This window comes from Edaphobacter bradus (assembly GCF_025685645.1).
Classification (GTDB): domain Bacteria; phylum Acidobacteriota; class Terriglobia; order Terriglobales; family Acidobacteriaceae; genus Edaphobacter; species Edaphobacter bradus.
Map to the genome: position 1 here is coordinate 834641 of NZ_JAGSYF010000001.1, position 20445 is coordinate 855085.

Sequence of the window (20445 nt, forward strand, 5' to 3'; positions counted from 1 at the left end):
TTGGCCCTCTCGTTCGTCCAACATCCGGAGTAAAGTTTGAGATGATGATGAACCGCCTCCATCTTTCGGCCTCCTTCTATCTGGCAGCCACTCTGTTGCTGCTGCTTCCGTCTCCCCGGGCATGGGGACAGGCCACTACTGGTCAGGACACGCCTCAGCAGCAACAACAGAAGCCCGACGACAACGCCGACTCCGGCGGCCCGACGACCGATTCAGGGCCAATCGTTCTCAAGAAAAAGAAGGAAGACGACGCGGTCCCGCCGCCGGCCGCCCCGTCTGAGCCCAAGGTCAAGAATCCAAACAACGAGACCTACTCGCTGCGGGTGGACGTGCCGATCGTCAATCTCGACGTCAACGTCATCCTCGATAAGACACATCAGTTTGTTCCGGGACTGAAAGCGCCGAACTTTCTGGTCCTCGAAGACGGCGTGCCTCAGACGATCACCAGCGTTCGCACAACGCAGACGCCGATTACCGCCGTCATGCTGTTGGAGTTTGCCGCCAATAGCTACTACTTCATTAACGACATGCAGAACGCCTCGGCGAGCTTCTTCCGGACGCTGCGTCCGGACGACTATGTTGCCGTCGTGACCTATGACCTCAGAACGCACATCCTTACCGACTTCACAAATAACAAGGATGTCGTGGCCAATGCTCTCAACTCGCTGATAATTCCTGGCTTCTCCGACACAGACCTTTTCGACGCCCTCTATGAGACACTCGATCGCGTCAGCCGCATCGAAGGCCGCAAGTACATCATCCTCATCGGCACCGGCCGGGACACCTTCTCGAAGATTACGCTCGACAAGATTCTGGCGAAGATCAAGGCCACTCCAAACGTCACGATCTTCACGATTGGAACCGGTGCAATGATTCGCGAGCTTGCCGACGCCTCAGGCCGCATGGGGCCGGTCACTCGGCTGGACTATCTTCAGGCTGAGAATCAGATGAAGACCTTCGCCACAATGACAGGCGGGCTCAGCTTCAATCCGATGTTCCAGGGAGCGTTGCCTGATGTCTTCGGCCAGATCAACGACTCGATCCGCAACGAGTACGTTCTTACCTACCGGCCCAGCAACACCCGCAACGATGGAACCTATCGAAAGATCAAGGTCTCGCTCGTGGATAACGAGGGCCATCCGCTCCAGATGCAGGATGAGAAGCACAAGCCATTGAAGTACTCCGTGATCGCTCGCGACGGCTACCGGGCGAAGCTACCGGTGGAGTAGGCCTCGTCTCAACCGGCTCGCCGATTCCTTTAGAATCGGCCGGCATCAAATGGCAATGAGCGACGTTAAGGGTGGCCTGCGGCTGTCTGTGCTAGATCAGTCTCCAGTGCTTACGGGGAGTACTCCGGCGGAATCTCTGGAGCGGTCGATAGAGCTGGCGCGTCGCGTGGACGAGCTCGGGTACCAGCGCTTCTGGATGTCAGAGCATCATGCGATGGATACCCTGGCGTGCACAGCTCCAGAGATCATGCTGGCGCGGATTGGCGCCGAGACCAAACGGATACGGATCGGGTCTGGCGGGATCATGCTGCCGCACTACACTCCGCTGAAGATAGCGGAGGTCTTTCGGACGCTGTACGCGCTGTATCCGGAGCGAGTCGATCTAGGAGTCGGACGGGCTCCCGGCGGTGGGCCGATGGAGTCTCTTGCACTGAGGCGGAGCAGGAAGACTCCGATGGAGGACGACTTTCCGGACCAGGTGGCCGAACTACTGGCATTTCTGGAGGACGGGTTTCCGCAGGGGCATCCGTTTTCACGAGTGAGGGCGATGCCGGCGGCCGCGCTGAATGGGCGTTATGCGGGGCCAGACGTCTGGATGCTGGGGTCTAGCATGTGGAGTTCAGCAGCGGCCGTGGAGTTCGGGCTGCCGTACTCGTTTGCGCACTTCTTCAGCCCGGTGAAGACGCGGGAGGCAATTACGGCTTATAAGCGGAGCTTCACGGCTGGTGTTCGACGGAGTCAGCCCGAGGCCACTGTGGCGGTGGGAGTGGTCTGCGCGGAGACACAGGAAGAGGCGGAGTATCTTGCGACCAGCGTGAAGCTGCTGCAGCGGAGGATCCGGCTGGGGGATCGCAGGCCCGTGGCGTCGCCCGAGGAAGCTCTGCGCGAGCTTCGCCTGCTGGGGGATGTTCCGATGGAAGAGGGCGAGTGGCCGCGTTACTTTGGGGGGACCCCCGCATTCGTGAGAGAACACTTGGAGCAGATGGCAGGAGAGTTGGGGATCAGCGAGATCATCGTGAACACGATCGTTTGGGACCACGCGAAACGGGCGCGGAGCTATGAGCTGCTGGCAAGGGAGTTTGGACTCGCCGGCTAGTGGCCGGCGTCCTCTGGGAAGAGTCTAATATCTTCCACCCCGCGGTACCGCTCGGCGTAATCCATGCCATATCCGATAACGAATTGATTGGGAATCTTGAAGGCTACGTAGTCAGCATCGATCGGGACGAGGCGGCGTTCGGGCTTGTCGAGGCAGGTGGCGATCTTCAACGAGGCAGGCTTGTGCTGGAGCATCATCTGGCGCAGGAAGCTCAGGGTGAGGCCGGTGTCGAGGATGTCTTCGACGAGGATGACGTGCTGGCCTTCAATCGGGTTGTCGATGTCCTTGATGAGCTTGACGGCGCCGGAGGAGACACGCGCCCGGCCGTAGCTGGAGACGGCGACGAAGTCGAAGGTGTTGTCTACCTGAATAGCGCGGGCTAGGTCGGCCAGGAAGATCGCCGCCCCTTTGAGGACTCCAATGAGGACGATGGACTTCCCGGCGTAGTCGGCGGTAATCTGCGCGCCAATCTCGCGGGTACGCTGGGCAATCTGTTCTTTGCTGAAGAGGACCTGCATGGTCTCGGGAGCGGGGAATGCGGGGGTGATGACGGGAGTGCTGGTGGGCATAGACGTCAGAGTAGCGCGAATGCCGGTGGGAGGCCAAGCGTCGCCTATACTTGAACCAAGCGAGGACTATGTATCCCTACATCAATTTTGGCCCGGTGCACCTTGGCACCTTTGGGCTCTTGCTTTGGCTTGCAGCCGTGGTGGCAACGACCGTACTGCATAAGAACTTTATCCGGCTCAGGGTGGACGGTGATGCGCTGGGTATCGTGGCACTTGCCGTGATCGCAGGAGTGATCGGCGCCAAGGCTTGGCATGAGTTCCAACAGCCCCAGGAACTCGGCGTCGCACTGAGGCAGATCGGATTGCCCGGATGGACGCACCCGCTGGACGTACTGATGGGATTTCTGCACTGGTTTCAGGCAGGTTTTGCCTGGTTTGGCGGAATGCTGGCCGGGATCGTATCCCTCATGTGGCAGGGGCGCGTCACACGGTTCAAAGGAGCGCTGGAAGGAACCCCGGGCAAGCCGGTTGGACCGCTGAGAATGCTGGACCTTGCTGCTCCGGCGGCGGCTGTGGGCTATGGCGTTGGACGAATCGGCTGCCTGCTGAGCGGCGACGGCGATTACGGAATCAATACGACTCTGCCGTGGGGTGTTCATATGGCCGCGGATGCGCTCGTACCACCGAATCCACCGAATGCGCTCGTGCAGCCGACGCCGATTTATGAGCTGCTGTTCTCTCTCGCTCTGGCATGGTGGCTGTGGCGGCGGGCGAAGTCTTCACCCGCAGTAAGCGTGATTACGGGTGAGTATCTGCTTTTGAGCGGTGTGGGCCGGTTCCTGGTGGAGTTTGTGCGCATCAATCCAAAGCTCTACTGGGGAATGAGTAACGCACAGATGGCAGCGCTGGGATCGGTGGCCGTTGGAGCAGCGCTGATTGCACTAGCACGGTCGAAGAACGTGCAGTGGGCTCCCAAGCTGGCGAGGCAATCGGTTACGTAAAGGCTGGGCGAGCCCGCTGCCATTTGCCTCGGACTCGCCCACGTTTTCAGCGCGTGAGCTCTTCGCGGACGGAGGGTTGAGTTGGCGGAGAGAAGACGAGCGAGACAGCCCCGCCCAGTATGGCGCCCAGGATTGGAGCGACCCAGAAGAGCCAGAGCTGGCCAAGCGCCCATCCGCCGACGAACAGTGCCGGGCCGGTGCTGCGGGCCGGATTCACTGATGTGTTCGTGACCGGGATGCTGATGAGGTGGATCAGCGTGAGACAGAGGCCGATGGCGATCGGAGCGAAGCCCTTGGGAGCACGGCTGTCAGTGGAACCGAGAATGACGAGAAGGAAGAAAGCTGTCAGGACAACCTCGGCTACAAAGCAGGCCAAGAGGGAATAACCGCCCGGGGAGTGGTCGGCGTAGCCGTTGGACGCAAAGCCTCCTGAGAGCGAAAATCCAGCCTTGCCGCTGGCGATAACGTAGAGAACTCCCGAGGCTGCGATCGCTCCCACAACCTGAGCGACGACGTAAGCAGGAAGCTCAGAGATAGGGAAGCGCTTGCCAACGACGAGGCCAACGGAGACTGCCGGATTGAGATGGCATCCCGAGATGTGTCCGATGGCAAAGGCCATGGTGAGCACAGTGAGCCCGAAGGCAAAGGCGACACCGACAAAGCCGATGCCCAGGGAAGGAAACGCGGCTGCGAGAACAGCGCTTCCGCAGCCACCAAAGACAAGCCAGAATGTTCCGAAAAACTCAGCCACAGCACGTTTCGACAGCGGCATCGTGGATACCTCACTCTTCGAGTTTTGAGATGGGCACTGTCCGCAGAGATCAAAGGTGCGGACGGAAGCAGCCTACCACGACCGCATCGAGGGAATGCGCAATATCGTATTTCAAGCTGATGATTACAGGTGGCGGAGGTAGACCTTTGCCTCTTCCAGTTCAGGGAAGAGACGCTCTTCGGCCTGAAACTCGCGGGAGTGGACACAGCGACGCCCGGCCTTGACTCGAACCGGATGCTTAAGGTGGAGCATCTCGTGGTAGAGAAGGTACTCGATCGCGCAACGCGGCGTGTCAGAGCGGTCAAAGACACGGCTGACGACGATCGTGTTGTGAGCTGCATCGTAGTGGCCGAGCATGCGGCGGGCATAGTGTGCGCTCCAGGTGAGAATGGGGCGTCCGAGAAGACCATGAAAGAAGCGCGTGTTCAGCGAGTCGAATATCTCGTTGAGATCGTAGTGGTGGCCCGCATGTGTGAGAATGCGCTTGCGGCCGCGCGTCTGGCGGATATGCTCGGCCTGACGGGATACCGCCTCCGATGAGACATGGCGGCGATAGCGGTCGGCGTGAACGTGAGCAATAGGCTTCTTGTAGAGCTTGGCGAGAAGGATGTGAGCGATGGCGTGGTGGACGGACTCCGGGGCATGCTCAAGAACGTCAGAGAGACTCACGTGGAGCCGTCCCTCGCGGAGACGGATCGTCGTGTTGAGGGATGTGAACCGGCGAAAACGAATGTCGAGCGGTGGAATCGGCGCGCGAGGGCGCAGGTCGCGGTACTGCTGCTCAAAGATGGCGACGAGCGGGGAGTGCACTATCTCGAGGGTAGCACGGTATGAGAGCGATTTTCAGCGTGGTGCTGTCTCGGCATTGGCCGGGTTTTCCTTGCCAGGAGGATGAGCAGCAAACCATGCTCGCTGCTGCTCGATAAGCTCGGTGGCCTCTTCGCGAAGATCGCGCACGGCCTCGAGCGCAAGCTTGCGGGCGACATCATAGGTTGCGTCGTCCGGGGGTGACTTGATGGCGGTTCCCCAGCGTTCCGTCGCTTCGAGAAGTTTGGGAAGCGCCTTGCGTATGTCTCGGTGGTGAGGGCCATAGTCGTCAAGATTGTCGTCAAGCTCGTCGGCCAGCGCGGTGAACTGTTGGAGGAGGTCGTGCGTGTCTTGCTCGCGCCCGGGGCGGCGAGGATGGGAGTAGAGATCCTGCAGCGCCTTGACTCGGACATCGATCAACTTAATGAACACAAGGACGCGGTCGTTGGCGACGTAAGCTGAATCCCGAAGCTGCTCGACCTCAGAGTCAGTCAGGTTGGAGTCGCGCTGCGCGTAGAGCAAGGGTGCACATGCGAAGAGGGCGAGGAGAACGAGGCGGGAGATCATTCGTGGGTTAGTGTTTGAAAACCTGCATCAGCAGTTCGTCCTGCACCTGATTGAGTTCCTTCAGTGTAGCCTGCAGCGTCGCCTGGTCTTCATTGGAGGCTTCGTGCAGGAACTCGTTCAGCCGATAGGTTGTGCGGTGCATGAGCATCTGGGCGTTCTTGAGCTTCTTCGTGTCGTTGCCGAGACCCAGGTGGATGAGTTGGGCGTAATGTTCGATCTTCTTCAGTGTTGCGCTGGCGTGATCGATGTCCCCATCGAGTATCTGTTTGCCTGCGACGTCGGTCATGGCGGAGACAAGCTCGGTGTAGAGGAAACATTGGTCGCGGGGATTGGCCTGCTGTGCGCGCTGTTCAAGTTGCAGTATCGCCTGTTCGGCTGGGAGATTTTTGTCCAGTCCGGCGGCGAAAAGGGATAGGGAGGGAGATAGAAGGAGAGGGAGGAGAGCAAAGAAACCGAGGGACCAAAGGTTCGATTTCATAACGCACCTCGCAGGGAGCGCTTACTTCATATGCTCGAGAGCGATGAGGCGGTGGCGGGCCTCCCACTCTTCGTCAGGGAACTGTCCTTTTGCCACGGAGAGAAACTGCTTATACAGGTCAGATGCTTCTTTGATCTGGTGAAGTTTGTCGTGTGCCGTCGCCGCCAGGAAGAGCGCTGCCGGACTTTGTGGCAGCACTTTAGCACGAACTTCGAGCGCTTGCAAGGTCATGGCGGGGTCGTTGTTATTCGAAGCCGCGAAGGCCAGATGGCTGGCGGCCAGACCGTAGTCCTCCTTGCTCGGAAAGGCGTCCGGCTGGGCGACGGCGCGCTTCAGGAGGGTCTCGGCTTCTGCGTAGTTCCTCAGGTGAATTAGCGCATTGGCGCGGTCATCCAGCAGGGTCGGATCGGCCGGAGAGCGAGCGATGAGGTCGGCGTAGAGCGGCTCAGATTTGTCGTACTGGCCGTCCTGGCTGTAGATGCGCGCGAGGATGCGGGTGATGTTGGGGTCGTCCGGGTGCGCAGCGTGCAGCTTTTCGACGATCGGAAGCGCCTCGGAAGGCTGGTTCAATGACTCGTACAGGCTGGCGAGCTGGGCGTTGAGGACGAGGTCATCAGGGTGCCTTGCGAGTGCTGCTTTGAGGACAGCTTCGGCCTGGTCCGTCTTTTGTTGATGCCGAAGGAGATGCACCAGGGCTGCCGTGGCCTCTGAGTTATCCGGCTCCGCGGCAAGCAGACGACGATAAGCAGCTTCGGCTCCAGCGGGGTCTCCGGATGCCTCTGCCAGCTCTCCCGAGAGCAGAATGTCGTCGGAGGTCTCGGGAGACAGCTTCAGGGCGGCGAGCAGTTCCTCGCTGGCTCCCTTGGGGTTCGCGGGCTGGTCAAGCCGGGCTAAGGCACGGTAGGCACGAGCGCGGAGATTCGGGTCGCCGTTGGGAATGGCTGTGGCGGCGGCGAGTTCGGTGTGGGCATCAGAGGACTTGCCGGCGCGGGCGAGCAGCAGGCCGAGGGCGAGGTGGGGTTCGAGAAGGTTGCCGTTGACGGCGATGGCGCGGCGATAGGTCGCCTCAGCCTCAGTGGTCTGGTCGAGCGCGTCCTGTGTGGAGGCGAGCGAGTAGAGGATCTGGGCGTCGTTCGGATTCTTTTCGGCGAGGGTGGTGAGGTGTTTCAGGGCTGTGGGGTAGTCCTGTTTGGAGAGGGCTTCGCTGGCCTGGGTGCGGAGGGGGTCCTGCGGGGCGGCCTCCGGCTGGCTTGAGGCGTCGGTGGTGCCGGGGGGGAGCTGGGCGTGGGCAGGGATGGTGGCGAGGAGGAAGCTGAGTATTGCGGCCACGAGAAAGCGGTGCCGTGACGCGTCCAGATGTTTGTGTTTCGCTCCCTGCATTCCTGGTACCCCTCCCCCTACCTTAAGTGCGCAAAATCTTCGAACCAAAAGACATAGGTCCGGACTTCGCGTCCGGGGTTAAGTGCGGAAGCCCGGCCTGGAATGGCCGGGCTTCGACAGCTTTCCCTCTTTTAAGAGTAACAGGTGCGTCAAGGCTTTGGCTGTGGAAAGGCGAGGAAGATGGTCAAAGCATTGCGAGAATTAGCGAATGCATCAAAACATAGCCGGGCCTGTCGATTTCACCACCGTTCATTCGACGCGTAGGTGGGACGAGATATGACGATGGAGCTAAAGAGAAGTTCCATCGCACCTTCCGCAATCGGGATCATCCTGGCAAGATCCCTTACATTCGCCCAGACACGCATGACAACTCCCTCAAAGGCGGGCTACTGAATGGTCTAAAGATGTATTACGAAATCCACGGCACCGGAGAGCCGTTGATCGTGATCCACGCTGGGGCGGGCTCGTCCGAAAACTTCAGCGAAATCATGCCGTCGCTCACCAAGCTCGGCGATTTGCTCCGCCAGGACTGAGTTCGTTCGCTAGCGTTGTACACGGGGTGCTGGTCGGAGCGGTTGCCACGGCTATATACGTTGTCCTGACTCTGGGTCGCCGGAACCCCTCGCCTATCTCGTGGCTCATGCTCTGAATTTCTGGGAGGTGCGGTCGGTGGCGCCGTCGCGGGACGAAGACAAGCGGGATGACTGGTACAGCCCCGTAACGACCGCCTCACAATGTTTCTGCAACCGCTTCGGGGCTATTGAATCGTATTGGGCTTAGTCCGGAGGCTGGTTCCAAATGTCCAACTTATTCCGGTTGTGGTGCCGTAGTCGCTGCCGGACAGGGTGCCGGGAGGCTGCGTATCCCAGCTGCCGTAAAACGAGACATTCCACGAGAGGTTGGCGGGGAGCTTGATGTAGTAGGTGGCGTTGGTTGAGAAATAGACGCGACCGAGGTCGGAGAGAGCTGGAGACACAAAGGCATTCACGTTGAGATCTGTCTTATCGAACCTGAAAAGGTTCAGATGGGCATTGATCACGGCTGTAGCAACCTGCTGGTTTGCTATGGGGACTATGGTTGGGTGGTATTCTGTGTGCTGCCACGCTCCACCCGCCAACACGGAGAAGACTGTCCGGTTGGTGTTCTTGAAATAGCGTCCGACACCACCTCCGAGGGCATTCTGACCAGCGATGCCTTGTTCGGTGCTTTGCAGGAAACCATCAAAGCCGCCGAAGAAGTAATTGTTCTTTCGCAAGAGGCGCAACCCGGAGAAGGATAGTTGATTGCGAGTGGAGGTAGGCACGCCGTTGGAGTTGGAAAGGTTCGAGACGATGCCGGCCTGAACCGCCCAGCGTTCCCGGGGATACCCGACCAGCCCGCTCAGGCTGTACTGGGACGACTGGTTGCCTTTGGAGTAGATGAATCCGAGATCCACGCCGCCGGTGAATCGCTGGAAGAACTTTTCGGAGGTGGCGGAGATATCGACGATTCGGTTGCTTTCGATGGTGACTTTGTTCTCGGGAGTTTCTGCGACCTCAATCTTGATGGGTCGATCGGGGGAGGATTCGGTGCTGTTGAGGACGCCTCTGTACACTGTTCCGCTCTCTGTCTTCACGAGAAATAACTGCTTGCTCTCCAAACGCGCCACCTTCGACCAATCGACGGAGAGGGTCTCGATGACGTAGGGGAGGCTGACATAGAGCACGCCACTGTTCAGGGCCTTGATCTGGCATGTGAAGCGGTCGCCGTTTTTCATGACGATCACGTCGGTGCTTTCTCGCGCCAACAGAGGCACAGCTAAAGCCAGGTGACAGCACAGGATGACGGCACGGATGTTCATAGCGGTACCTCTCCGCGTCAATGGTTCATTCTGGAATGGAGCCCTTGTACACAACTTCAACAAACGACGAGATGAACGCCCCCCAATTAGACGTGATCTTGCAGACCACGACCACTAGTTAGATGTACAGGTCTGTTTACATCCGCTGAACGTCGAACTTAGTCTGGTGAGAGAGTCGCTGTCGACCTACGGAGAAGTCACTTCATGCAGTCCACCAGGAGCTGGATGAGATTTTCTCAGCCTTCAGACTGCGAATTTATGTCAGATAAGAGTTCACTCGTCTCAAACGTCTCAAACAACGATATTGAAGCTTTGTGGAACTCGGTTGAGGAGGAGACTGCTGATCCACGGGAGGGTATCTTCGGGTGGTCTTCCGTTAGTTGGAAGGTGAACCGGGAGGCGGCTCTCTTTCTTGGAGCAGGCCGGGCGGCACTGCTGCAGCTTGCGCATCCGTGGGTGGCGGCGGCGCTGGATCAGCATTCGAATCTGCGGAACGATCCGGTAGCGAGATTTCACAATACGTTCCGCGTCGTGTTCACGATGATCTTTGGGACGCTGTCGCAGGCGTTAGCAGCTTCGAGGCATTTGTACTCGCTGCATACGAGGATTACGGGGGAACTTCCGGAAGGAGTAGCTGGATATCGGCGGGGCGGGCACTATGCGGCGAATGAAGTGAATGCGCTCTTATGGGTCTACTCGACACTGGTGGAGAGCGCGCTGATGGCGTATGACTGCGTGTTGCCTCCGTTGTCGCAAGAAGAACGCAAGAGCTATTACGCGGAGAGCAGGATGATGGCGGCGCTGTTCGGGATTCCCGCGGAAGCGCTGCCTGCCGATTTGGGAGCATTTGAGGAGTACAACCGTGGAATGTGGGATTCGGACAGATTGGGGGTTAGTACGTTATCGCGTGAGATGGCGCAGGGAGTGTTACATGGGCGTGGGTCGTTGGTGACGATTCCGGAGTGGTATCGCGCGTTGACCGCTGCGTGGATGCCGGAACGGCTGAGGGTGGAGTTTGGATTGGGGTTCGGAAGGCAGGAGCAGCAGGCTGCGTTAAAGGCTTTGCGCTGGTTGCCAATCATTTACCGGCGGCTGCCGGGGGCGGTACGGTTTGTCGGGCCATATCAGGAGGCGCTGGCTCGGCTTGAAGGAAAACATGTTCGTTCGCTAGTTGTCACGAGCAATCGATTCTGGATGGGGCAGGGGAGGATGATGTTCTCGGTTGGCGGAAAACAGGATCCCGACGATGAGGATCCGGGCTGAGCGCCACGAAAGCTTCATGGTTACTAGACGATGGTTTGCAGCTCCGGTTCTGGCTTTGCTGCGGTGGTGGCTTTGAGGACGGGGGCGAGCCAGTGGCCGGTGTGGGAGCGCGGGCTGGCGGCGACCTCTTCGGGAGTACCGGTGGCCACGATCTGGCCGCCTCCGCTGCCGCCCTCGGGGCCGAGGTCGATGATCCAGTCGGCGGACTTGATGACGTCGAGGTTGTGCTCGATGACGAGGAGAGAACCGCCGCCTTCGATGAGCTTGCGGAAGGCGGCGAGGAGCTTGGCGACGTCGTCGAAGTGGAGGCCGGTGGTGGGCTCGTCGAGGATGTAGAGAGTTCGGCTGGCGGCCTTTTTTGCGGCTTCGTTGCTGCCGTTACGGTTGGCGATGGAGCGGGCGGCTGCAAGGTGGGACGCGAGCTTGACGCGCTGGGCTTCGCCTCCGGAGAGTGTGGTGGCTGACTGGCCGAGACGAACGTAGCCGAGGCCGACCTCGTCGAGAACGTAGAGCCGGTCGACGATCTTGGGGTGGCCGGCGAAGTAGACGAGGGCCTCCTTCACGGTCATGTTGAGGACGTCGTGGATGTTGCGGCCCTTGTAGCGAATCTCGAGGATGGAGGACTTGTAGCGGGTGCCGTTGCACTCCTCGCAGGGCAGCTCGACGTCGGCGAGGAACTGCATCTCGACCGTGACGGTGCCGTCGCCTTCGCAGACGTCGCAGCGGCCACCGGGGACGTTGAAGGAGAAGTGTCCTGCGGTGAGGCCGCGGCGCTTGGCGTCGGGCTGCGCGGCGAAGAGGGCGCGGATCTCGTCGAAGGCTTTGATGTAGGTGACGGGGTTGGAGCGCGGCGTGCGGCCGATAGGGGACTGGTCGACGAGCACGACCTCGTTGAGGTGGTGAGTGCCCGTGAGCTCGCGGTAAAAGTGCGTGGGCGAGTCAGTGGTATCCGGGCCTTCCGCGGATTGACCGAGGACCTGCGTCAAGGCACGGTAGAGCACCTGGTGGATGAGGGTGGATTTGCCCGATCCGGAGACCCCGGTGACACAGACGAGCATATTCAGGGGAACGTCGAGGTCGACGCCGCGAAGGTTATGGATGCGGGCGCCGGAGAGCTTGAGGTGCTCGCGGCCGGGCTCGCGGCGGTGTTTAGGAACCGGGATATTCGCCCGGCCTGAAAGATATTTGCCAGTAATCGAGTTGGGGTTGGCAGCGACTTGGGCGACAGTGCCAGAGGCCAGAAGCTGGCCACCGAGCTCGCCTGCTCCGGGGCCGAGGTCGAGAAGATGGTCTGCGGAGCGGATGACGTCGGGGTCGTGCTCGACGACGAGGATTGTGTTGCCGAGATCGCGCAGCTCCTCCATGATGCGGATGAGCTTGGCGGTGTCGCGGGTGTGCAGGCCGATACTCGGCTCATCAAGCACGTAGAGCGCTCCGACGAGACGTGAGCCGAGCGAGGTGGCTAGCTGGATGCGCTGGGACTCGCCGCCGCTAAGCGTGGAGCTGAGGCGGTCAAGGGTGAGGTAGTCCAGGCCAACCTGGTGGAGGAAGTAGATGCGCTGGCGAACCTCTTCGAGAATCTTTCCGGCAATTTCAGTCTGTGCGGGCGAGAGCTGAAGCGAGTCGAAGAACTGCTGCGCCTCGGTGATGGTGAAGGAGCAGACCTCACAGATGTTCTTGTTGTTGATGAGCACGGCGCGGGCCTCGGCGCGGAGGCGCTGCCCACGGCAGTCGGGGCAGAGCGCGTAGCCGCGATATTTGGAGAGGAAGACGCGGACGTGCAGCTTGTATTTTTTGCGCTCTAGCGCTGCGAAGAAGCCTCGTATGCCAGGGAAGCTGCCGCTGCCATCTTCGATGAAGCGCTGTTGCTCAGGCGTGAGATCGTACCAGGGGACGTCGGTCGGCACGCCGGCCGCTTTGGCGGCGCGGAGCATCTCGCCGTGGTGGGGCCGGTACTTGGGAGTCGTCCACGGGGCAATGGCTCCGGCGGCGAGCGTCTTCGAGCGATCGGGAATGATGAGGTTCGGGTCGAAGTCGATGGTGTTGCCGAAGCCCTGGCAGCGTGGGCAGGCGCCGTATGGGTTATTGAAGGAGAAGAGGCGCGGTTCGGGCTCGCGGTAGGCGCGATGGCAGGTTGTGCACTCGAAGGCGGCGGAGAAGCGGAGGTACTGTGGTAGAGAAGCGGATTTCTCCGCTCCGGCCCGTTCCGGTCCTCCGGTCGAAATGACAACACTTTCTTCAGAGCGCGGGACAGTGATGAATTGGATCTCTCCGGACTCGCGGTAGCCGGTCTCGATGGCGTCGACGAGGCGGGAGCGGATGTCGGGTGAGAGGGCGAGGCGGTCGACGAGGACGAAGATGGGCTGAGTGAAGTCGAGTTCGAGGAGGGACTCGGGAGTGGAGAACTCTACGATGCGGCCGTTTTGGTAGAGACGGTTGTAGCCTCGGCGGCGAAGTTCGGCGAGACGGTCCTTGAGCGAGTCGGTTAGGTCGAAGGTTGGAGCGACTGCGGATTTTACGGATTTCGCGGATTTTTTTGCGGCGGATTTTTTCGGTTTGGGCTCGGGTTCTTCGGCTTCGTTGGTGGAGGCCTGCTGCATGGGCTCGAGCTTGATCTCGGCGCGGACGATGGGGAACAGCGCGTAGATGCGGGTGGCTGGTTCGCCTTCCCGCCCACCCATTGCGAAGAGGGCGGCGACGATCTCGTCGACGGTATCGCGCTTGACGATGCCTCCACAGTGGAGGCAGGTGACGGTGCCGCAGCGTGCGTAGAGGAGGCGGAGGTAGTCGTAAATTTCTGTGGCAGTGGCTACAGTGGAGCGCGGGTTGCGGGTCTGGTTCTTCTGCTTGATCGCGATGGCCGGGGCGAGGCCGTCCATGTGGTCGACGTCGGGCTTTTCGATGCGCTCGAGGAATTGGCGGGCGTAGGCGGAGAGAGATTCGACGTAGCGGCGCTGGCCCTCGGCGTAAACCGTGTCAAAGGCGAGCGAGGACTTGCCCGAGCCGCTAACTCCGGAGACGACGGTGAGGGCGTTGTGCGGGATGTCGACGTCGATGCCCTTGAGATTGTGGGTGCGGGCTCCGCGGATGGTGATCTGATCGGGCTTGGTGTCGGGCGTCGGGTTGCTCATGGCCAAACTTCTATTTTCAGGCATTGCAGGCTTGAGCGCGAATTAATTGACTGAGTGATGTGAAAGGCCGATCGGTTAGTTTGTTAAATCGAGAGTAATCTTTTACTTCCCACAAGCCGACCTGCCAGTCCCGGTCTGGAATGAATATAAGCTTGACTCATGATATGGAGCAGAAGATCGCTGTTCAAAGGAGCTTGTCTGCTTTTCTTTGCCTGTCACCTGGCTCAAGCTCAAGGCAAGCCGATCACGGGCGATTGGATCGTCGACTTCGATTTCCTCGGAAGTAAGATGTATGGCCGGGCAGCCATTCGAGAAGAAAACGGCAGTCTCTCCGGGACACTTTTGGGTCAGCCGATCGTAGGTACTCGCTCGGGAACAATGATCTCCTTTCGCTCAACGCAAGGGGATAGCAAGGGCGACGCGACCATTGTTGGGGAAGAGATACGCGGCACTGAAATCATTCCTGCAAGTCCGCAAGATCCGCATCCTCTGAAACTGACGTTTGTCGCAACCCGCGTGCCGCCGCGACCGTCACGCGCGCCAATGACGCACAGCTTCAAGCCTTCCGTTTTCTATCGCAGCTTTTCCGCGTTGAACCCACCAGTTCTGCATATAGCGCCGGGCGATACCGTCAGGACAGAAACAGTGGACAATTCTGGCATTGACGGTGAAAACGTGCGCCGCACGGCCGGAGGAAACCCCCAGACTGGCCCCTTTTACATCGATTCGGCGATGCCCGGAGACGTCCTTGCAGTCCACATTGTTCGACTGACACTGAATCGTGACACGGCTCAAAGTGACGATGTGATTACCTACTCGGCGATGAACCGAGATCTTGCAGTGATGACAAAAGATAACAGGAGCGCCGTAACATGGCACTTGGACCGCAATCGCATGGTCGGTTGGCCCGTGGGAAGAAGCGGGCATCTGTCGGCGTTTGAAGTACCACTGCATCCGATGCTGGGCGGCATCGGTACAGCAGCCATCCCTGGGCCGCCTGCACCGCCGACATTCGATAGTGGCAGTTTTGGTGGCAACATGGATTTCAATGAGATTGGAGTGGGTACGACCGTATACCTTCCGGTCAATGTACCGGGTGCGCTCCTTTACCTTGGTGATGCCCATGCATTGCAGGGCGATGGCGAGCTGAACGGCAACGCATTGGAGACCTCTATGGACGTAGAGGTCTCCGTCGATTTGATCTCCAGCAAAAACATCAAGACGCCTCGGATTGAGACTGCTACTTACATTGCCGCAACGGGCTTCGACGGAAGTGTCGACGGCGCGATGAGAGCCGCTACAGACAGCATGGCTGATTGGCTAGCGAAAGACTACAGCCTTACACCATCCGAGATTGGTCAGGTGCTTGGCGTCGCAGCAGAGTACCGGATCGCGGAGGTAGCGGATCGGAATGCTGGCGTGGTGTTGAAAGTTCGGAAGGATCTACTTGCGAAGCTGCAAAAATAGCCGAGGCATCAATGTTGGTCCTCATAAACGCGCTTGTGGTGCTCGAAGATCCAGATTGTCGCAAAGATGAAGGCTGACTTAGTAACGTCGTGTCAGGACTGCGATTGCGGGCGGAAGATTTCGATCATGAGGAGGCAGGCTCCGATGACGATGGCGCTGTCGGCGATGTTGAAGTCGGGCCAGTGATAGTGGACGATGTGGACTTCGAGGAAGTCGATGACGTAGTGGTAGACGACGCGGTCGTAGAGGTTGCCGATGGCTCCGCCGAGGATGAGAGCAAGCGCGATCGAGGTCAGCGAGAGTGACTGGCGAACCTTCAGCAGCATATAGCTCACGATGAGTACGGCTGCGACAGAGAAGGCAATAAGGCCAGCGCGAACGGCTCCAGGCGAGGCGGAGTCGGCGAAGGCGCTGAAGGCGGCCCCGGAATTGAGTACGTGAGAGATGCGGAAGATGCCGGGGATCACCGTGTGGGTGCTGCCCGCGGCGAGGTGGGCGACGACGAGCCTCTTGGTGATGCGGTCGAGAAGGACAACGACTGCGGAGATGAGCAGCAGCAGGCCGAGGTAGTTGCGGTTGTTGCGGTCAGGCATTCAGGCTTATGGCTCCGTTAGACGTTGTAAGGGGGATAGTTGATGGCGGCCAGCGCTTCGGCGCAGCGGAGGCAGACGGTCGGGTAGTTTGCGTCCTCGCCTACGTCGGTGGTGTAGTTCCAGCAGCGCTCGCACTTGGTGCCTTCTGCCGGACTGGTTGTTACGTGGGTCTTCTGGTCTGCGTGTTCGATGTGGGCGAGTGAGACCTGCGAGACGTTGAAGAGTTCCTTGAGGCTGGGTTCGTAGCGCTGAAGAAGAGCGTAGAGCGGCTCGCTCGCTTCAATGCTGACCTTGGCATCGAGGCCTTTTCCGACGAGCTTGTTCTGGCGTGCAGCCTCAAGCGAGAGGAGAACCTCATCGCGCGCTTCGAGCAGCTCTTGCCAGTCTTCCATGAGTGGCGTGACATTGCCAGGGACGATGTCGGCGATGTTGGGGAAGAGTGCGAGGTGGACGCTTGGCTCGCGGCTATCGACCTTGGGCAGATGCTGCCATACCTCATCGGCGGTGAAGCTGAGGATGGGTGCGATGAGGCGCGTGAGGGCCTCGGCGATGCGCCAGAGGGTGGTTTGGGCGCTGCGGCGCGCGGGGTGGTTGGGGGCGAAGGTGTAGAGGCGGTCCTTGAGGACGTCGAGGTAGAGCGCGCTGAGGTCGCTGTTGGTGAACTCGTTGAGCGCGTGATAGGCGCGGTGGAACTCGAAATCGTCGTAGGCGGCGCGGATGCGGGTAGTGAGCTGGGCGAGACGCGCGAGGATGTGCTGGTCTAAGGGTTCGAGTTTTGCGAAGTCCTGCACTGCGTTGGTAGCAGGATCGAAGTCGTGCAGATTGCCTAGCAGGAACCGCAAGGTATTGCGCAGCTTTCGGTAGTTGTCGCTGACACGCTGCATGAGGTTTTCGCTGGCGGCTACGTCTTCCCGGAAATCAACCGAGGCGACCCATAGGCGAACGATCTCTCCGCCGAGGCGCTTGGCGATGTCTACCGGGTCGACGCCGTTTCCGAGGGATTTAGAGAAGGCTCGGCCCTGCTCGTCCAGGGTCCAGCCGGAGGTGGCGACCATCTTGTAGGGAGCCTTGCCGTTGACGCCTACCGAGGTTAGGAGCGAGGAGTGGAACCAGCCGCGGTGCTGGTCGCCGCCCTCGGTGTAGAGGTCGGCGGGAGCGTGAAGCTCAGGCTCGATGTCGAGGACAGCGTGCCAGCTTGAGCCGGACTCGAACCAGACGTCGAGAATGTCCATCTCTTTGCGGAACTCAGTACTGCTGCAGTTGGGGCAGGCAGTGCCGGAGGGCAGGAGCGCGGCGGCGTCGTGTGTGTACCAGGCGTCGGCGCCCTCGCGGTAGAAGAGCTGGACGATGCTCTTGTTGATTGCAGGATTATTGAGCGGCTGGTGGCACTTTTCACAGAGAAAGACCGCGATGGGCACGCCCCAGATGCGCTGGCGCGAGATGCACCAGTCGGGGCGCGTGGCGATCATATTGGAGATGCGCTCCTGCCCCCAGGAAGGGTCCCAGACGGCGCTGGCAATCTCGTCCAGGGCGCGCTGGCGGAAGGTCGTCTCATTGCCATTGGGCGCATGCATGGGGGTCTCCATACCGATGAACCACTGCTCTGTGGCGCGGAAGATGACCGGGTTGTGGCAGCGCCAGCAGTGCGGGTAGGAGTGGTGGATCTCGGAGCGACCCATCAGGGCTCCGCGCGAGGCGACGAGGTCGATGATGGCGGGGTTGGCTTTGAAGACCTGCTGGCCGTCGTACTCGGGCAGGCCGTTGCGGAGGCGTCCGGCTGCATCAACGTTGCAGAGCTGCGAGAGGCCGTACTTTGCTCCGGTGTAGAAGTCGTCGGCTCCGTGGGCAGGAGCGGTGTGGACGGCTCCGGTGCCTTGTTCGGTGGTGACGTAATCGGCGTTCACGCCGAGGATCTCGCGGTCGAGGAATGGGTGCTGGAAGGTGACGCGGTCCATGCGCGTGCCCCTAAAGCGGGCGATCACGACAGCCTCGGTGAGGTTGCAGGATTCGCGGGTCTGGGCGGCGAGGGCCTCGGCGACGATGTAGACGTTGCCGTCGGTGTTACGCAACGCGACGTAGTCAAGTTCAGGGTTGAAGGCGACGGCAAGCGAGGCGGGTAGCGTCCAGGGAGTGGTAGTCCAAATGATCGTGTAGACGGGCAGGTTGGCCAGCGCAGGCTCGATTTGCTCGGGGTCGGAGGTCAGCTTGTAGCGGACGTAGATCGAGGGCGAGGTGTGCATCTCGTACTCGACCTCGGCCTCGGCCAGGGCGGTCTGGTCGTGAATGCACCAGTAGACGGGCTTGAGGCCCTTGTAGACGAAGCCCTTCTCGAAGAAATCGTAGAAGGTCTCGACGATGGAGGCCTCGTAGGCCAGCGACATCGTCAGATACGGGTCGTTCCAGCGGCCGAAGACGCCGATGCGCTCGAACTGGGTGCGCTGGAGGTCGACGTACTTCTGGGCGTACTCGCGGCAGGCCTTGCGGACGGAGAGGGGAGGCATCTCGAGCTTCTTGCGGCCGAGCTTTTCGTCGACCTTGATCTCGATGGGGAGTCCGTGGCAGTCCCAACCGGGGACGTAGGGAGCGTCGAAGCCGGCCATAGTCTTGGTCTTGACGACGAAGTCTTTGATGCACTTGTTGAGGGCATGGCCGAGGTGGATGGCTCCGTTGGCGTAGGGAGGGCCATCGTGGAGGATATATTTGGGGGAGCCGGCGCGGGCGACGCGAATCTGGGCGTACAGGTCCTGCTTCTGCCACTCGGCGAGGCGGAGGGGCTCGTTGACCGGCAGGTTAGCCTTCATGGCGAAGGAGGTCTCTGGCAGGTTGAGAGTGGACTTCAACGGTTTCAGTTCAGACATAGTCGCGGTTACTTCCGGCATTGTTCCTCTTGCTGGCTGTTAGAGATACGCCCCAAAGGTCTATTGTAGCCGGGCTACAGGAATCAGGAAGATGCGGGGAGACATTCGTGTGGGGATGTGCGTCCAATGGTACAGAGCACGGGTTGGTGAATCTTTGTAGAATGATTAACGGAGCCAAAAAGCCTGGAATCGCTGTAAAACAGATGAAACCGGCAAAGACCGGAGATGAAGAGCAAGCGAGAGTGACGCGCGATTCTCGAGAGGGTAGCAGGAGCCATAGATTCCTGTTACAGGGCAAATGCGGCATATGGCGAATACTTTGTTGACACCACCACCGGATATTGATCCCAAGAAAGAGGTTCCGACGCTTGACGCGTCAGTGGAAGCTCCGAAGCTGAACGAAGAGACCGGAGGCTCGATGTGGGCCTCGCTGTTCTCAAACCTGCGCGACTTTTTTACCCCGGCGCGGGAGGCTCCGCTGAGGCTTGAGTCCCGTCCGGCGGAGAACGATCTGATCATTGAGGAAGAGGGGGTTTTCTCTTCGCTCATGAGCAGCATCCGGGACGTGTTCTTCCCGGAGAAGCTGCCGCCACTGGAGCTTGAGTCCAAGCCGATCGCAGTGGTCGACCGGATGCGCTTCAAGCGCGACCCAACCTCTACGGCGATTGCTATCGTGATCCACGGCATGGTGATTATTGTGATCGCGTGGATTCTGATAAAGAAGATTCCACTTGCCGCACCAGCCAAGACGACTCTGGTGACCGAGGTTGCCGTGCCACCGATGGCCCCGGCGAAGGCGGCGCAGATGGGCGGCGGCGGCGGTCAGCGCGGACCGACTCCCGTGACCAAGGGGTCACCGCCGAAGTTCGCCGATCAGCAGATCGTGCCTCCGAAGGCCCCACCGTTGGTAGAGCCGAAGATCAAGATCGAACCCACGGTTGAGGTCCAGAAGGACGTGAAGATGGCGACCAACCTTCCTAACTTCGGTCTGCCCAACTCGCCGCTGGTGGGAATGTCGATGGGTAATGGCAGCGGAACCGGGCTTGGCTCTGGCAACGGCTCTGGCATCGGGCCGGGCTCGGGAGGCAATATCGGCGGCGGGCCAAGGCGGATCGGCGGCGGAGTCTCAGCTCCGATACTGATCTATTCGGTTGAGCCGGAGTTCTCCGAAGAAGCCCGCAAGGCCAAGGTCGCCGGCAACGTGCTGGTGAATCTGTGGGTAGACACCAACGGCAATCCCAGCCACGTACGCGTGATCCGCGGCGTGGGCATGGGACTGGACGAGAAGGCGGTCGAGGCGGTCAGGCAGTACAGGTTCAAGCCTGCTATGGAGGGCGGTAAACCGGTGCTAGTCGAACTGAACGTCGAGGTGAACTTCCAGATCTTCTAACCGGATTTTTGTTAACTGCGAAGGGCCTGTCACTTTTGACAGGCCCTTCGTCTTCTTGTGAAGG

At 60.0% G+C, this 20445-nt stretch carries 17 protein-coding genes; 7 read left to right on the forward strand and 10 right to left on the reverse strand.

What is annotated here, in order from left to right:
* Positions 1 to 41 precede the first annotated feature (41 nt).
* Together OHL16_RS03465 and OHL16_RS03470 are read left to right on the forward strand one after the other, a co-directional pair.
* Positions 42 to 1229, forward strand: a complete 1188-nt coding sequence (locus OHL16_RS03465; RefSeq protein WP_263365669.1) for a VWA domain-containing protein — start codon at positions 42 to 44, stop codon at positions 1227 to 1229.
* Between the two features lie 55 nt (positions 1230 to 1284).
* Positions 1285 to 2325, forward strand: coding sequence for an LLM class flavin-dependent oxidoreductase (locus OHL16_RS03470; protein WP_263365670.1), 1041 nt, complete (start codon positions 1285 to 1287; stop codon positions 2323 to 2325).
* Here the strand turns inward: OHL16_RS03470 and hpt are convergent.
* Positions 2322 to 2894 (reverse strand): hypoxanthine phosphoribosyltransferase, encoded by a 573-nt coding sequence (gene hpt / locus OHL16_RS03475; RefSeq protein WP_263365671.1) that lies wholly within the window; start codon positions 2892 to 2894, stop codon positions 2322 to 2324. The genes OHL16_RS03470 and hpt overlap by 4 nt on opposite strands.
* Positions 2895 to 2962: 68 nt before the next feature.
* On the opposite strand from hpt, the gene OHL16_RS03480 reads away from it, so the two are divergent.
* Positions 2963 to 3835, forward strand: a complete 873-nt coding sequence (locus OHL16_RS03480) for a prolipoprotein diacylglyceryl transferase (RefSeq protein WP_263365672.1) — start codon at positions 2963 to 2965, stop codon at positions 3833 to 3835.
* 46 nt (positions 3836 to 3881) lie between these two features.
* Here the strand turns inward: OHL16_RS03480 and aqpZ are convergent, their stop codons facing one another.
* The 5 genes from aqpZ to OHL16_RS03505 all read right to left on the reverse strand — a co-directional run bounded on the left by aqpZ (position 3882) and on the right by OHL16_RS03505 (position 7839).
* Entirely contained in the window at positions 3882 to 4607 is a 726-nt protein-coding gene (aqpZ, locus tag OHL16_RS03485; protein ID WP_263365673.1) for an aquaporin Z, read from the reverse strand.
* 123 nt (positions 4608 to 4730) lie between these two features.
* Entirely contained in the window at positions 4731 to 5417 is a 687-nt protein-coding gene (locus OHL16_RS03490) for a M48 family metalloprotease (RefSeq protein WP_263365674.1), read from the reverse strand.
* A 33-nt stretch (positions 5418 to 5450) separates the two neighbouring features.
* Positions 5451 to 5981 (reverse strand): hypothetical protein, encoded by a 531-nt coding sequence (locus OHL16_RS03495; protein WP_263365675.1) that lies wholly within the window; start codon positions 5979 to 5981, stop codon positions 5451 to 5453.
* Between the two features lie 7 nt (positions 5982 to 5988).
* Positions 5989 to 6459 carry a hypothetical protein gene (locus OHL16_RS03500; RefSeq protein ID WP_263365676.1) on the reverse strand — a complete coding sequence of 157 codons (471 nt, stop codon included), beginning with the start codon at positions 6457 to 6459 and terminating at the stop codon, positions 5989 to 5991.
* A 21-nt stretch (positions 6460 to 6480) separates the two neighbouring features.
* Complete coding sequence (locus OHL16_RS03505) at positions 6481 to 7839, reverse strand: tetratricopeptide repeat protein (RefSeq protein WP_263365677.1); 1359 nt, start codon at positions 7837 to 7839, stop codon at positions 6481 to 6483.
* A gap of 404 nt (positions 7840 to 8243) precedes the next feature.
* Here OHL16_RS03505 and OHL16_RS03510 point away from each other — a divergent pair, with 404 nt between their 5' ends.
* Complete coding sequence (locus tag OHL16_RS03510) at positions 8244 to 8372, forward strand: hypothetical protein (RefSeq protein WP_263365678.1); 129 nt, start codon at positions 8244 to 8246, stop codon at positions 8370 to 8372.
* A gap of 224 nt (positions 8373 to 8596) precedes the next feature.
* On the opposite strand, the gene OHL16_RS03515 is transcribed toward OHL16_RS03510, so the two are convergent.
* The gene (locus OHL16_RS03515; RefSeq protein ID WP_263365679.1) at positions 8597 to 9679 is read right to left on the reverse strand and encodes a DUF481 domain-containing protein; all 1083 of its coding nucleotides are present in this window, start codon (positions 9677 to 9679) and stop codon (positions 8597 to 8599) included.
* Between the two features lie 258 nt (positions 9680 to 9937).
* Between OHL16_RS03515 and OHL16_RS03520 the strand changes: the two genes are divergently transcribed.
* Complete coding sequence (locus OHL16_RS03520) at positions 9938 to 10942, forward strand: oxygenase MpaB family protein (protein WP_263365680.1); 1005 nt, start codon at positions 9938 to 9940, stop codon at positions 10940 to 10942.
* A 23-nt stretch (positions 10943 to 10965) separates the two neighbouring features.
* Here OHL16_RS03520 and uvrA read toward each other — a convergent pair whose 3' ends face one another.
* Positions 10966 to 14073, reverse strand: coding sequence for an excinuclease ABC subunit UvrA (uvrA, locus tag OHL16_RS03525; RefSeq protein ID WP_263365681.1), 3108 nt, complete (start codon positions 14071 to 14073; stop codon positions 10966 to 10968).
* 159 nt (positions 14074 to 14232) lie between these two features.
* Here uvrA and OHL16_RS03530 point away from each other — a divergent pair, with 159 nt between their 5' ends.
* Positions 14233 to 15540 carry an acetamidase/formamidase family protein gene (locus OHL16_RS03530; protein ID WP_263365682.1) on the forward strand — a complete coding sequence of 436 codons (1308 nt, stop codon included), beginning with the start codon at positions 14233 to 14235 and terminating at the stop codon, positions 15538 to 15540.
* A 92-nt stretch (positions 15541 to 15632) separates the two neighbouring features.
* On the opposite strand, the gene lspA is transcribed toward OHL16_RS03530, so the two are convergent.
* The gene (gene lspA, locus OHL16_RS03535) at positions 15633 to 16133 is read right to left on the reverse strand and encodes a signal peptidase II (protein ID WP_263365683.1); all 501 of its coding nucleotides are present in this window, start codon (positions 16131 to 16133) and stop codon (positions 15633 to 15635) included.
* Positions 16134 to 16150: 17 nt separating this feature from the next.
* Positions 16151 to 18991: an isoleucine--tRNA ligase gene (ileS, locus tag OHL16_RS03540; protein ID WP_263365684.1), complete on the reverse strand. Its 2841-nt coding sequence runs from the start codon at positions 18989 to 18991 to the stop codon at positions 16151 to 16153.
* 307 nt (positions 18992 to 19298) lie between these two features.
* Between ileS and OHL16_RS03545 the strand changes: the two genes are divergently transcribed.
* Entirely contained in the window at positions 19299 to 20381 is a 1083-nt protein-coding gene (locus OHL16_RS03545; protein ID WP_263365685.1) for an energy transducer TonB, read from the forward strand.
* Positions 20382 to 20445: the final 64 nt, after the last annotated feature.

Excerpts from the sequence above, each read along its gene's own strand:
- hpt (WP_263365671.1), bottom strand. The coding sequence starts at position 2,894 with ATGCCCACCAGCACTCCCGTCATCACCCCCGCATTCCCCGCTCCCGAG.
- OHL16_RS03505 (WP_263365677.1), bottom strand. The coding sequence starts at position 7,839 with ATGCAGGGAGCGAAACACAAACATCTGGACGCGTCACGGCACCGCTTT.
- OHL16_RS03520 (WP_263365680.1), top strand. The coding sequence starts at position 9,938 with ATGTCAGATAAGAGTTCACTCGTCTCAAACGTCTCAAACAACGATATT.
- OHL16_RS03530 (WP_263365682.1), top strand. The coding sequence starts at position 14,233 with ATGATATGGAGCAGAAGATCGCTGTTCAAAGGAGCTTGTCTGCTTTTC.
- OHL16_RS03500 (WP_263365676.1), bottom strand. The coding sequence starts at position 6,459 with ATGAAATCGAACCTTTGGTCCCTCGGTTTCTTTGCTCTCCTCCCTCTC.
- lspA (WP_263365683.1), bottom strand. The coding sequence starts at position 16,133 with ATGCCTGACCGCAACAACCGCAACTACCTCGGCCTGCTGCTGCTCATC.
- OHL16_RS03510 (WP_263365678.1), top strand. The coding sequence starts at position 8,244 with ATGTATTACGAAATCCACGGCACCGGAGAGCCGTTGATCGTGATCCAC.
- OHL16_RS03515 (WP_263365679.1), bottom strand. The coding sequence starts at position 9,679 with ATGAACATCCGTGCCGTCATCCTGTGCTGTCACCTGGCTTTAGCTGTG.
- uvrA (WP_263365681.1), bottom strand. The coding sequence starts at position 14,073 with ATGAGCAACCCGACGCCCGACACCAAGCCCGATCAGATCACCATCCGC.
- aqpZ (WP_263365673.1), bottom strand. The coding sequence starts at position 4,607 with ATGCCGCTGTCGAAACGTGCTGTGGCTGAGTTTTTCGGAACATTCTGG.
- OHL16_RS03545 (WP_263365685.1), top strand. The coding sequence starts at position 19,299 with ATGGCGAATACTTTGTTGACACCACCACCGGATATTGATCCCAAGAAA.
- ileS (WP_263365684.1), bottom strand. The coding sequence starts at position 18,991 with ATGTCTGAACTGAAACCGTTGAAGTCCACTCTCAACCTGCCAGAGACC.
- OHL16_RS03480 (WP_263365672.1), top strand. The coding sequence starts at position 2,963 with ATGTATCCCTACATCAATTTTGGCCCGGTGCACCTTGGCACCTTTGGG.
- OHL16_RS03465 (WP_263365669.1), top strand. The coding sequence starts at position 42 with ATGATGATGAACCGCCTCCATCTTTCGGCCTCCTTCTATCTGGCAGCC.
- OHL16_RS03470 (WP_263365670.1), top strand. The coding sequence starts at position 1,285 with ATGAGCGACGTTAAGGGTGGCCTGCGGCTGTCTGTGCTAGATCAGTCT.
- OHL16_RS03495 (WP_263365675.1), bottom strand. The coding sequence starts at position 5,981 with ATGATCTCCCGCCTCGTTCTCCTCGCCCTCTTCGCATGTGCACCCTTG.